Genomic DNA, 12,516 nt, shown 5'->3' on the forward strand with positions numbered 1-12,516 from the left:
CATTGTAATAGTAGGTAAAAATGGTTATAGCATTGATTTTCCCATGACATACTCAGGGTAGATAACAACCCAACTCATGGAAAAACAATAATGATAAATGTTAAAAATACAACGCTGTTCCTCGCCATTTCTATGCTTGCAGCCTGCGGTAGCAGTGACGATTCATCCGGCACAGGTTTCGTACAAATGTATAATGCCAGTGCCAACAGCCCAACAGTTTATCTAGAAATCGACAATACCGTACGCACCGGTGCAACGTTTGGTGAAGTAACCACCCGCCATAACTATAACCGTGACGACTACGCATTAAACTACGTTTATTTAAACGATAACGATGACTATATACCGCTGCTGAGTGACGACGACACACTTGCCATTAAAAGCGATGTAAAACTGTTAAAGGTCGTATCGGGCGACTACAACGAGCCACGCATTGACGAATTTGCAATTAGCGAATTTGACGGCGAAGACAAAATTCAAATCAGCGCCATTAATACCATTTCAGACCAGCAAGAATACGATATTTACCTTGCTAAAGACGATTACGCTTTTGTGGATGCCGAGCTATTAACTTCAACCCAATATTTAGCACTACCTGAGCTACAAGAAAAAAGCGAAGATCATTACACTTTTTACATCACCCTCGCTGGCAGCGATGAGGTTATTTTTCAATCGAGTATGGTGGAGCTTGATGATGAACACAGCTACATTGCCATGTTGCGCCCGAGCTTTTCATCACAACCAGGTGGCATTACACTTGATTTAGTCTCTGATGGTTCAAGCGTTACCTCGCTCACCCATGTTGATGCTATGTCGCAAATGCGTTTTTACAACGCGATTGATGAGTACGCAGCCGTTACCTTTAATGCGCTTAGCACCAAAGACGATATTACAACGCCAGCAACGCCATCCGACACAGTAACCGATTATTTTCCAGCGAACGCAGGTACTTTTACACTGTCGATGTTAGATAGTTCAAATAACCCTATCGTAAATAATTTTGTTGAGGCAGTTAACAAAAACACGTCTCTTATCAGTATTTTCTATCAACATACTGACGATTATCCTGCAATGATATCAATTACTGAGGATTTAACGCCAAACGCGGTATCGCACAATGTGTAAGTTGTTAACCTGATTGATCACTCACCATATGATACGAATATCGCGAAAGTCGATATCTATTTTACGGAGGGTAATGAAACCATTGACGACACTACAAGCTACATCAAAAACATTGACGCATTCGCAACAAAATCGCTGACATTAGACTCGCAAAGTTACGATGTAACCGTCACTTATGAAGTAAACAATCAAACTATCAGTGTTTTACAAATGGCAGATATCGACTTTTCACAAACTGGTAATTACATTTTGATTTTAGAAGAAGATTCGAACGCAACAAGTGGCTATAAAATTACTCAACTAAAAACTCTTGCCGAGTAACCTTAGCTTATAAACGGTAATCAATCGCGGCGCAATCGTGTGAAACACTGCGCGCCGCGTTTGATATCAAGAGTTCGCTAATTAAGTGTGTTTTGAAAGAGTTGTAAAATAGGTTTAATCAAGTCTCAAAAGGCTAAAGTATCAATTATTGTGCTACAGCCTGGTATCGTAGTTGTTTCACTATTTAGTACCACAGCTCAAAATATGATAAGAGCCACTAGATTTGTTGGCTTAACTATATCGTATGCTTAACGTTCAAGTATTTATTTACGATACTAGTTAAACTTAGCTTAAAACAATGCTCACATTAGAACTTGCTTATAATGAGAGAGACAATACTCGACACTTTATCTGCTGTCAGCGAAGCACTCAAACTGGTGTCACTGGACGCATCTAAGGGAGGTGCAGTTACACCAAATTTTGTTGAAAATTGATTAAACAAAGACACAATCTTCTTCTTTTCACTGCCAGATAAATACAAGTAACAATCTTCATCTACTATTGATTTGCAACTAGCTGAAACGCTAGTCGCATGGTCCAAAGCAAGCTTGAACAGAAAATCTTTTAATTTGGAACTTAGTAAAGTCTTTCTTTGTGCTATGTATTTATTTCTTGCTCCGCTGATATTCAAAGCGTTAATGTTTTTGCTAAGGTTGCTAATCACCTGTAGATCGCCCAAGTACATTTCATATAAAGATTTATTGTAGAATTTTTTGTACCCTTCATTGAGGATAGTTTGTACATCTGACGCATTGGCCAAAACTTGTGAACCTATTGGAACAACTTTATTTATCTGTTTTGCTGGGGAAGGGTTAACGCTTTTTATAAAAGCTCTTAATTCAATTGAAAGCTCATCAATTGTTCGACAGAAATCTGTCTTTCACATAATTTTTTGTCACTTACAGTATTACAATCTGTGATCAATTTCCCAACTTCATTGTCATAGAGTTCAGTAAGTTTAAATGCCTGTAGCGAGAATAAATCAAACTTATCTTTTGGTATACTTTTTACTATATTTTTTAAAGAGTTTAATGATTTTAGAAGGTTATTCTCTACCGCCTTACTATTTAGTTCGCCCTCCAGCTTTGAAATCGCGTCAATCGTCTTTGAAGCACCCTCATCATCAGCTTGATTAAGATCACTAAGTAACATTTGAAATGTTTGAATATTATCCAATGTCTTTTCTACAAACCCTGACTTCACTTGAAATGTCAAATATGTATTATCTCGATAATCCTTAAACATCTTCCCTGTGTTTAGATCGAGCGTACAAGGAATAAAATCTTGTTCTTCGTAGGTATCATCCTCATATCTGATGATATTTTTCTTATTTTCATTATCTGAGCATTCCTCAACTAATCTACCTGAAGAATTATCAAAAAAAAGCGTATCGAATATTTCCTTTTCAAGCGGGCCTTTATTAGTATTCTTTCTAATAAAGGCGTAGTTGCCTTCAGCAACTATTGGGCTTTGGTAATTATTCGAACTCAAAGCAGGAACTAGCGTCATTGAATAACGAAACAGTACATCATCACTTGAGTTAGACATAATAGCAGAACCTACAGAGTCCAGTACTGTCAGCACCTCACTGGCAGGTGGATACAGTTTCTGCCCGGCAGAAGCAAGCGAATTAAGTATGGCTTTTTGTTGATCTGAAGGGTCATCAAGTTCAATGATTGTAAGTTGGATTATTAAAGGCCCGCCCTCATACTTAATTGGGCCATAAACAGGTAAGTAGGAGAAGTTCAAATATTGAAGGGCTTTTACGCCATTCGAGTAAAATATAACTCGTCCGTTTTTATCGCTAGAAGGTCCAAATGACAGCGAGCACCCAGCTTTCCCTTGTTCGCATACGTTTGCAATAATCACAATTTCAGCGTTAGATCCCCTGCCTCCGAAAAATTCCGAGGCATTCCTCCATTCAAATGCAGCGCCATTAAAAGCCTGCATTAGGTGAACAGAAATTGTCTCTCCCGAATCAATCTGAGGCACTTTTGTATATTTTCGATAAAGTGTTTCATAACATTCGCGAGTTAATCCGGCTCTAGTTAATTCAGAGTTATCGTAGAGCTCTTGATTACAACTAGTAAGGTCTTTTACGTTGAGTCCACTATTTTCAATAGTTCTTACGTAGTCAACTTCTCCTTCTTCTATAATTTGGCACCCTGAAAAAAGAAAACTTATAAAAAATAAAAATATTATATTTTGTTTCATTTTATGGCCTCTTTCCTTGAGATGGTTGGAGCTACTATAGCGAACTTAAAACTTTTGTTTTCTGTACAAAATATAGACAACCCTTATTTAAAGCACAAACAAAATTACTTAATAGTTACATACCCCCTCAATTAGAAGAAATGAATATTCAGCTTTGCGTTCGATTCTGTCTATTCCTCTACATTAAAACGGTGCCCGTCATAAGAGTTTGCTTATCGTTTATACGCTACTACGTTTACATTCTTTGTAGCTACCTTTGTCTCATTTCGAATAAAAAGAGCTCTCTTTACATTAAATATCTGAAAAATATTGGAAGGTTCAGAGTATTGAGAACAACATCACAAAAAAATCATAACTCATTAAAGCTCTCCACCTAGCACATTCCCCTAGAGCCAATAGCAACATAAAGAGTATCCCGAGTTTTACGCTAAAACTAGCTGTAAAACATGGTCAAACCGATTGCTTGACCAAAACTCTGGCACAGGATAATCAGGGTGTGCTTCTTTCATCGCTGCGGTTGTTATATCTGGGATATCCGTAGCATCAAGCTCATCTACTTTGGTTGGAAGATTCGCCAATCCTTTTAATTCACGTATTTTTTCAATTACCAGCGCCGCTTTTTGTGAACGATCGTCAATTTTGTTACCACCTAGCGCACAATAATCAGCAATAACTGCCAATTTATCATGTATTTTCTCGCCATACTCCATTAACACCACATCCAGCAATACAGCATTAGCAAGGCCATGGGCGACGTGATATTTCGCACCAAGTTGATGGGCAATGGCATGCACATACCCTACCGATGTGCGTGTAAACGCTTCGCCTGCATAAAAGGATGCGTTTAGCAGGTTTTCTCGTACCTTAATATCGCTTGGTTCTTGCATCACTAATGGAAAATTATCAAAAATAAGTTTGCATGCGTTTAACGCTTTTTGATTAGTAAATTGCGTACCGTTAATACCAATAAATGCTTCTACTGCGTGGGTTAACGCATCCATAGCGGTTGTGGCGGTAATAAATGGCGGTAAGCCTTGGCTTAATTCTGGCATTAATAACGCGTATTTTGGCGCTAAACAGTAATCTGCAATTGCGAATTTGTCCTGCTGCTGGCGGTTTGAAACCACCGCTGCAACCGTTGTTTCTGAACCTGTGCCCGCGGTAGTTGGCACTGCCGTTAGCGGCGGTAAACGGCGCATCACTTTAAACAAGCCGCGTAATTGCGTTAATGCTTTATGTGGTTTTGCAGCGCGCACCCCAATTAGTTTTGCGCCATCAATCACAGAGCCACCGCCAATTGCAACAATGCCTTGGCATTTATCGTGTGTATAAAGCGTAAAACCCGACTCAATTTCGTTAATGTCGGGATCAGGTAAAATATCTGAATAAATAGACGTACTAATGCCTGCACTTTCAAGGGCAGTAATTACAGGCGCTGCTATACCGAGTGAAAGCAAGGTTTTGTCAGTAACCACCAGTAAACGCTCAATATTTTGCTGCTTTAGCTCAGCAAGCCAGATATCGAGTTGCGCGCTTTTAAAGCACTTAGGTCGTGGAATAGGATAAACAAACAATGCAAGGCGTAACGCCATGTGATAGCAACGATACAGCAGTCGTTTAGTCAGTCCAATTGATTGCGCCATGGTTGTACTCTTTTATTGTTATTAGAGCAAATATCCTAGCACAATTTCTTGCCTTACAATCAAGGATATAAGAAAATCAAAGAGTAACAAGACAAAGTAAGCACCTGCATGGAAATACAACTCGCGTGTCATCACTGCGATCAAATAGTCAGTATCCCAACGCTCAGCTATGGGGAGCATGCCTATTGCCCAAATTGTCATACCTTATTAAGCCGCACAATTAACGCGCGCGCTCAAAAAGTGGTTGCGCTTAGCATCGCATCACTTATCTTACTATTTAGCGCCTTACTCTACCCGTTTATCTCGTTTAGCAATCAAGGGTTAAGCCAAACCATCAATTTGCTCGACGCGGCAAAAATATTGTTTTATCAAGATAACTTTTTCGTCGCTGCACTGATTGATATCACCATTATTGGATTGCCTTTTGTGTTATTAACACTGTTTATTCCGCTTCATATGGGGGCTTTGTATGTGTTACCTAAACCGCTTTCGCGATTTTGCTTAAAAACGATTTACTACTTAAAACCTTGGGTTATGTCGGAAATATTCCTAATTGGCGTGCTGATCAGCATGATTAAAATTATGGCAATGGCTGAAATTACCTTTGGTTTAAGTTTTTGGGCGTTTTCCGCTTTTGTACTGTGTTATTCGCTCACGCTATATTATTACGACAGCCATAGTTTGTGGTTACAACTCGCCGACCAAAACAAAATAGCAATTGATGAAAGTTTAGGATCGCGCGCTAAAAATCAAAATTTGCGGGCGTGTCATGTTTGTCAGTTATTAACTTACGACGATACGTGTTCGCGCTGTAATAGCAAAACGTCGGTACGCAATACACAACATATTCAATGGGTTTTAGCATTTACCATCACGTCGCTCATTTGTTATATACCAGCGAATTTTTTCCCGATAATGCACACTTGGATTTTCTCTATTGACGAACCGTCCACTATTCTTAATGGTGTTTTTACACTGTGGCAGATTGGCTCGTACCCAATCGCTATCATTATTTTTATAGCCAGTATTTGTATTCCTATCGGCAAATTGTTTGTATTATTTTGGCTGTGTTATTTAGTTACAAAAAAACAACACATTAGTAGAAAACAAGCAGCACGTGCTTATGTTTTAATAGAGCTTGTTGGTAAATGGTCAATGATCGATGTGTTTGTTGTGGTTATTTTAGTTTCATTAGTACAATTAGGCGTTTTAATGTCGATAACAATTGGTGTTGGTGCAATCTTTTTTGCAATTATGGTGATCACCTCGATGATTGCTGCGCAACTATTCGACCCACGTTTAATCTGGGATAAAAAGAGGTTTTCTGAATGAGCCCTACTGCCGCTATTAGTAAAAAGCGAACGCTCTCACCTATCTGGATCATTCCACTTATTGCCGTGTTTGTTGCAAGTTGGATGTTTTATCAATACCAACAAAGCCAAGGCACGACTATTTACATTACCATGCCAAATGCAGAAGGCGTGATCCCCGGCAAAACAGAAATTAAAGTACGCAGCGTAAAAATGGGTGTCATTGCCCAAGTACGCCTTGCGGAAGATCAAACCACAGTTGTTGCACGCGCGGTAATTGACAAAGATTACGAGCATTTACTTAATCAAGATGCAAAAATATGGATTGTTAAAACGCGCATCGACGAAACCGGTATTTCAGGGTTAAACACCTTGTTATCTGGTGTGTATTTTGAGTTTTTACCGGGTGAAAGTGATGCCAGAACCCGTCAATTTACACTACTTGATACGCCGCCCCAAATTCCCGATAACATAAAAGGTCAGCGCTATTTGCTTACCAGTAAAAATACCAATGTAATCGATGTTGGTACAACAATTTATTATAACGGCTACAGTGTTGGACAAGTTGAAACTGCTAAGTTTGATTGGCAACAGCAGATTATGCGCTATGGCATTTTTATTCGCTCACCTTATGAAAATCTGGTCACAGAAAATGTGGTGTTTTGGGTAAACTCAGCGATTGAAGTTGACCTATCGGCTGACGGGATTAATTTTAAAACCAGTTCACTGGCAAAAATGCTTAAAGGTGGTATTTCGTTTGCCATTCCTGAGGGCGAGAAACCCGATGCTTTAGCTAAGCAAAATCAAACATTCAGACTAAACAGCGATTACCAAAAAGCGCTAGAACATCGCTACGACGAGTACGATTACTATGTTATTCAGTTTGAGCAATCAATTCGTGGCTTAACGCCGGGTGCGCCAGTTGAATATCGCGGTATTCGTATTGGTACTGTTGAAGAAGCGCCTGCGATGTTAGTGATTGATAATCGCCCTGCCCATTTTTCAACTGACAGTACAGCTGTACCGGTTAAGATTAAAATTGAATATAAGCGTATTTTCCACGATACCAAAATTGCCAAAGAGTTCTGGCAAAATAGCCTAGATGGCTGGATTGAAAAAGGCTTAAGAGCATCCCTTAAAACTGGTAATTTACTCACCGGTTCAATTTATATTGATTTTGATTTATACCAAGATGTTGAGCCATTTCAGCAGTCTGAATTTGCTGGCTTAAAAGTGTTTCCAAGTACCTCTAGTGGCTTTAGCGTAATGGCAAACCAAGTATCGGAATTACTAGCAAAATTTAATAATTTAGATATGCAAACACCGCTAAATAGCTTTGATAAAACAATGAACGAATACAACACATTCGCCGTTGAACTGCGCGAACTGTTAAATCGTAAAGACACACAAACTCTGCCTAATGAGTTTAATGAAACCTTAGCGCAAGTTGAAAAATCGATGGCGACATTTGATGAAACCATGTTGCAGTTTGAAAAAACCATGTCAGATTACGAAAAAGGTTCAGCTATTTATCATGAGTTAAACAGCACACTTGATCAGTTAAAACAGTTAGCAGAGCAATTGCAGCCATTGTCAAAAGGCTTAAACGAGCAACCTAATATGTTTATTTTTGATAAACAATTGGCAACCGATCCAACCCCAAGGAAACAATAACACAATGCGTATTTTACTGGTTTCAGTTCTTTTTTTATTATTGGGCGGGTGTAGCAGCCAAATTGACACTATTAGTTATTACCAGCTTGATGGTGGCGAATTTGCGCCAAATAAATTAGGCAAACAAGCGCGCGCTAATATCATTGTCAGTAACCCTAAGTTAACCGGCCATCTTGCCAATCGTGGTATTGCTGTTGAGGTTGCTCCATTGCAAATTCAAAGCGCCAACGGCCATTTGTGGAGCAGCAGTCCCAGTGAATTGTTACTGCAAGCAAGCGTGGTTAATCTTGATAATCAGTTGTCGCAAAGTCGCGTTATTCCCCTACAGTTAGAATCTGCAATTAATGCCACGTTGCCAACGTTTCGCGTAGATTATTACCTGACCAAGTTTCAAGCGAACCAAAACGGCGAAGGTGTAATAGCGGGTATAGTAACGGTATATAAACTTGAGCATACCTCGGCCACTATCGTGTATAGCCAAGGCTTTAATCAAGCCGTATCGCTTGACGATGACGGCTACGGCCCGCTTGTTGGCGCGTTAAATAGTGCATGGAACAATGTCAACAACGCGGTTGCAACTGAGCTTAAAGCGCTAATTGATAAAGGTTAGAAACCCCTTCGTAACCAGTAAGTTCAAATTGCTTAATAAACTTAAAGCCAAGCTTTTCAAGCACGTTAATTGACGCATTATTAGTGGGTGAAGTAATGGCATTTAATGTGTCAAAACCGTGCTTATTGCGGGCACGTACAATGGTTTTGCGCGCGGCTTCTGCCACATAACCTTGCTTTGTAAACTCATCAAGTAACGAATAGCCAAGATCAGGAATGTCAAAATCAGGGCGTGTTACTAAGCCACATACGCCAACAAAACAATTACGGTCGAGATCTTTTATACCCCATAACCCATAACCATATTGCTGGTAGGGCTGAATGTACTTTTCTTCAAGGTGCTTAGCTGCACTGGTTAGGTCATACACCCCTTTATCACCAATGTGCTCTTTAAAACTCGCTTGCGTTACTAACTTAAAAATGAACTCAGCATCGGCAGTGGTTAATTCTTGTAGCGCGATATTTTTCACATTTATCCTTACAACCAAAAATAAATAAAATATACAATTTTATTTTAAATATAACTAGGGCGTATTAACCTTTACGGTCTAATTAAAATCGTCCGCACTATGGCGTTCGTGCAATTGCTCACTTTCATCGCCCCAACTGCGGTTTACTCTACGGCCTCGTTGCACAGCTGGTCGTTCAAATATACGGTCTGCCCATGCCTTTAAATGTGGGTATTCATCTACCGCTAAAAACTCAGCAGCCTCATATAAATCACCGCGTACTAATACACCGTACCACGGCCAAATTGCCATATCAGCAATCGTGTAGGTGTCACCACACATGTATTTATTGTTTGCTAAGTGTTTGTTTAGTAAATCCAATTGGCGTTTTACTTCCATAGTAAATCGGTTAATTGGGTATTCTAGTGGCTCAGGTGCATACGCGTAAAAATGACCAAACCCGCCACCTAATGCGGGGCCGCTGCCCATTTGCCAAAATAGCCAAGATAAACATTTCGCCCTGTCATTTGCATTTTGCGGAATAAAACAAGTAAATTTTTCAGCGAGGTAAAGCAAAATCGCGCCTGATTCAAACACAGGTGTGGTTGGTGATGTTGAGGTATCAAGCAGCGCAGGAATTTTAGAGTTAGGGTTAATCTCAACAAAGCCTGAGCTAAATTGTTCGCCTTCCATAATATCAATTAAGTACGCATCGTATTCAGCATCTTTAATGCCCACTTCAATTAGTTCTTCGAGCAGAATCGTCACCTTTACACCATTTGGCGTAGCAAGTGAATAAAGTTGCAGCGGATGTTTTCCTTGAGGCAAGGTTTTATCGTGTGTCGCGCCTGACTCAGGACGATTAATATTAGCAAATTTGCCACCGTTTCCCGCTTGCCATTTCCACACTTTTGGCGGCGTATATTGATTATTAGCCATAACTAACCTCACTGAATTTTAAGGCGATTTGTTAACGATATAAAAGATAGAGTATTGCGATACTGCTAAGCAAGATAGATAAGAAGGTTAATGCCATGCCAGTTACGCGAAACACTAATTTTTCATGTAACATGCTGACACCATAGGCATGAGAAATACGCCCAACAAGCAGTGCAACACCTAATCCATGAACAAACAGCGATGCAGCACCTAGGTATTCGGCAAATCCGATTAATATTAAACTAATTGGTACGTATTCTTGAAAGTTACCGTGCGCTCGCATTTTCTTTTGCAGCAGTTTGTCACCGCCATCGCCTAACGCGACGAGAATTTTTTTGCGGCGCGTTAGCGTTGCCACACTCAAATAAATGTAAATTAAGCCTAGCAGCGCCGCATAAAGAGGAATAACAGATATCACAACAAAACCCTTTTTGTTTTCTTATTAACCTGACATATTCCTGCAGGTAAATCTACTGATTTAAATAACGTTTTCGTTTGTTTTGTTTCAATGTATTTAAATCAACTAAAACAAGGCCATCAACACTATTGTTAAAGTCTGGGTCAACACCAAAACACAAAAACTTAACGCCACCAGGCTCACACAACTCGGTATATTGTTTGTATAAAGTGGGGATCGCTACACCTTGCCCTGCCAATGTGCTTTTGAGTGCTTTGAAGTCTTCTTTGTAGTCGTTTGTGTAATTTGGTAATTCATGCGTGTTTGTATAGCGATAAGGATTGTTTGATGTTGCTAATGTGCTTTGATGAGCAAAATAATGGGAATAAAAGCTTACCAGCTGATCTTTTGCAGGTTCAGGTAACGTACCGCTTATACTAACAGGGCCAAAGAGATAGCGAATTTCAGGATGATGCTGCAAATACGCGCCTATACCAAACCATAAATAATCTAAGCTGCGTTTTCCCCAGTATTTTGGCTGCACAAAGCTGCGACCAAGTTCGAGTCCTTTTGCAAAATAAGGAGCCATTTCGTCTTTATAATTCACAAGCGTTGACGAGTATAACCCGGCGCTTTTTGCATTGTGTGTTAAAACATCAGCACGACCAAAACGGTATGCGCCGACAATTTCTAATTCGTCTTTGTCCCACAAAATCAGATGTAAATAATCGCTATCGTATTTATCTATATCGCGCTTTTGGTTTGTGCCCTCACCCACCGCACGAAACGCGATTTCACGTAAGCGGCCAATTTCACGCATAATTACGCAGCTATCACCATGCTGATACAAGTAGATCATTTTTCCATCATGGGTTTCCCCAAGCAATTTACATTTTTCACGAATTAAGCGGCTTAAATTTGCTTTATTCTCTGGCAAGGCAATGCATTTTTCAGTTTGAAAATAGCCTGGTTTACCATCACCAATGGCATAAATATGTTTTTTAAACAGTTTAGTTAATTGCGTATCGTGAAGCGGCGAATCAGCAAATGCGCTATGTGGAATAAGCGCGCCGATGCGTATAGGAAAATTACGTTTGCGTTGCTTAAACATTTCATTCACTAACAAGAACGACGCAAGCGGTTTATAAAGCATTGAAACGCTGTAAAACATCGGGGAATTTTTAGCATCAACATGCATTGGCAGTATAGGCGCTTGATACGCTTTTGCGATTTTTAAAAAGCCTTTTTGCCAAAAGGTATCGCGCACCCCTGTTGGTCTTAAACGTGACACTTCGCCAGCAGGAAAGATCAGCAACACACCTTCATCGCTCAAATGCTCTTTTATGCGATTAACAGTAATTTTGCTGGTTGTGCCTTTAATGTTATCAACTGGCACTAACATTTCTTGTAGTGGCGCTAAGCTATAAAGCAGTTGGTTTGCCATCACGCGAATATCACTACGCACTTCACTAATTAATTTAATCAGTGCCAAAGCATCGAGCGAGCCAATTGGGTGATTGGCAATTATCACCAAACGTCCTGATGCGGGAATATGCAGTTTTTCGCTATCTCGCACCGAATAACTAACATCAAAATAATCAAGTACTTGCTCTACAAAATCAAGCCCTGACAAATGCGGGAAATCATTTTCAAATTGATGAAAATCCCCTTCGTGCATTAGATTCTTTAGTAATTTGCTGCTTGATTTATAAAGCAAAGGGTTATTTATAAGTTGCGGAAATTGTTTTGCGATTACTTGGTCGACATGGATCATAACATTGGCCATAAAGCTGTTTTAAGTTCAGCATATGAAGCAAATGTGACGCGAATATTGA

The 12,516-nt window shown here is 39.7% G+C and carries 11 protein-coding genes; 4 read left to right on the top strand and 7 right to left on the bottom strand.

Features of this window, described 5'->3' with window-relative positions; genetic code table 11:
• The first annotated feature begins 90 nt into the window (after positions 1 to 90).
• Positions 91 to 1,125 (top strand): hypothetical protein, encoded by a 1,035-nt coding sequence (locus C2M30_RS12700; RefSeq protein WP_105171877.1) that lies wholly within the window; start codon positions 91 to 93, stop codon positions 1,123 to 1,125.
• A gap of 628 nt (positions 1,126 to 1,753) precedes the next feature.
• On the opposite strand, the gene C2M30_RS12705 is transcribed toward C2M30_RS12700, so the two are convergent.
• From C2M30_RS12705 to C2M30_RS12715, 3 genes are all read right to left on the bottom strand, one after another.
• Positions 1,754 to 2,206, bottom strand: a complete 453-nt coding sequence (locus C2M30_RS12705; RefSeq protein ID WP_105171878.1) for a hypothetical protein — start codon at positions 2,204 to 2,206, stop codon at positions 1,754 to 1,756.
• A 74-nt stretch (positions 2,207 to 2,280) separates the two neighbouring features.
• A complete protein-coding gene (locus C2M30_RS12710) occupies positions 2,281 to 3,660 on the bottom strand; it encodes a hypothetical protein (protein WP_105171879.1) in 1,380 nt (459 codons plus the stop codon).
• Between the two features lie 422 nt (positions 3,661 to 4,082).
• Positions 4,083 to 5,303, bottom strand: coding sequence for an iron-containing alcohol dehydrogenase (locus C2M30_RS12715; protein WP_234004724.1), 1,221 nt, complete (start codon positions 5,301 to 5,303; stop codon positions 4,083 to 4,085).
• A 108-nt stretch (positions 5,304 to 5,411) separates the two neighbouring features.
• Here C2M30_RS12715 and C2M30_RS12720 point away from each other — a divergent pair, with 108 nt between their 5' ends.
• Genes C2M30_RS12720 through C2M30_RS12730 form a run of 3 tightly spaced genes read left to right on the top strand, consistent with a single transcriptional unit; the run spans position 5,412 to position 8,897 of the window.
• Positions 5,412 to 6,635 (top strand): paraquat-inducible protein A, encoded by a 1,224-nt coding sequence (locus C2M30_RS12720; protein WP_105171880.1) that lies wholly within the window; start codon positions 5,412 to 5,414, stop codon positions 6,633 to 6,635.
• Positions 6,632 to 8,287, top strand: coding sequence for an intermembrane transport protein PqiB (gene pqiB / locus C2M30_RS12725; RefSeq protein ID WP_010559343.1), 1,656 nt, complete (start codon positions 6,632 to 6,634; stop codon positions 8,285 to 8,287). The genes C2M30_RS12720 and pqiB overlap by 4 nt, the downstream gene beginning before the upstream one ends.
• Positions 8,288 to 8,291: 4 nt before the next feature.
• Positions 8,292 to 8,897, top strand: coding sequence for a PqiC family protein (locus C2M30_RS12730; RefSeq protein WP_105171881.1), 606 nt, complete (start codon positions 8,292 to 8,294; stop codon positions 8,895 to 8,897).
• On the opposite strand, the gene C2M30_RS12735 is transcribed toward C2M30_RS12730, so the two are convergent.
• The 4 genes from C2M30_RS12735 to C2M30_RS12750 form a co-directional block, all read right to left on the bottom strand.
• On the bottom strand, positions 8,872 to 9,366 hold the full coding sequence (locus C2M30_RS12735; protein WP_158683421.1) for a GNAT family N-acetyltransferase: 495 nt from the start codon (positions 9,364 to 9,366) through the stop codon (positions 8,872 to 8,874). The two genes, C2M30_RS12730 and C2M30_RS12735, sit on opposite strands and share 26 nt — an antisense overlap.
• A 78-nt stretch (positions 9,367 to 9,444) precedes the next feature.
• Positions 9,445 to 10,284 (bottom strand): glutathione-dependent disulfide-bond oxidoreductase, encoded by an 840-nt coding sequence (gene yghU / locus C2M30_RS12740; protein WP_105171883.1) that lies wholly within the window; start codon positions 10,282 to 10,284, stop codon positions 9,445 to 9,447.
• A gap of 31 nt (positions 10,285 to 10,315) precedes the next feature.
• Positions 10,316 to 10,702, bottom strand: coding sequence for an MAPEG family protein (locus C2M30_RS12745; protein ID WP_010559347.1), 387 nt, complete (start codon positions 10,700 to 10,702; stop codon positions 10,316 to 10,318).
• Positions 10,703 to 10,754: 52 nt separating this feature from the next.
• Positions 10,755 to 12,455 (bottom strand): GNAT family N-acyltransferase, encoded by a 1,701-nt coding sequence (locus C2M30_RS12750; protein WP_105172961.1) that lies wholly within the window; start codon positions 12,453 to 12,455, stop codon positions 10,755 to 10,757.
• Positions 12,456 to 12,516 lie beyond the last annotated feature (61 nt).

The organism is Pseudoalteromonas sp. T1lg24 (assembly GCF_002964745.1).
Lineage (GTDB): Bacteria > Pseudomonadota > Gammaproteobacteria > Enterobacterales > Alteromonadaceae > Pseudoalteromonas > Pseudoalteromonas spongiae.

Excerpts from the sequence above, each read along its gene's own strand:
- C2M30_RS12730 (WP_105171881.1), top strand. The coding sequence starts at position 8,292 with ATGCGTATTTTACTGGTTTCAGTTCTTTTTTTATTATTGGGCGGGTGT.
- C2M30_RS12700 (WP_105171877.1), top strand. The coding sequence starts at position 91 with ATGATAAATGTTAAAAATACAACGCTGTTCCTCGCCATTTCTATGCTT.
- C2M30_RS12750 (WP_105172961.1), bottom strand. The coding sequence starts at position 12,455 with ATGATCCATGTCGACCAAGTAATCGCAAAACAATTTCCGCAACTTATA.
- pqiB (WP_010559343.1), top strand. The coding sequence starts at position 6,632 with ATGAGCCCTACTGCCGCTATTAGTAAAAAGCGAACGCTCTCACCTATC.
- yghU (WP_105171883.1), bottom strand. The coding sequence starts at position 10,284 with ATGGCTAATAATCAATATACGCCGCCAAAAGTGTGGAAATGGCAAGCG.
- C2M30_RS12715 (WP_234004724.1), bottom strand. The coding sequence starts at position 5,303 with ATGGCGCAATCAATTGGACTGACTAAACGACTGCTGTATCGTTGCTAT.
- C2M30_RS12710 (WP_105171879.1), bottom strand. The coding sequence starts at position 3,660 with ATGAAACAAAATATAATATTTTTATTTTTTATAAGTTTTCTTTTTTCA.
- C2M30_RS12720 (WP_105171880.1), top strand. The coding sequence starts at position 5,412 with ATGGAAATACAACTCGCGTGTCATCACTGCGATCAAATAGTCAGTATC.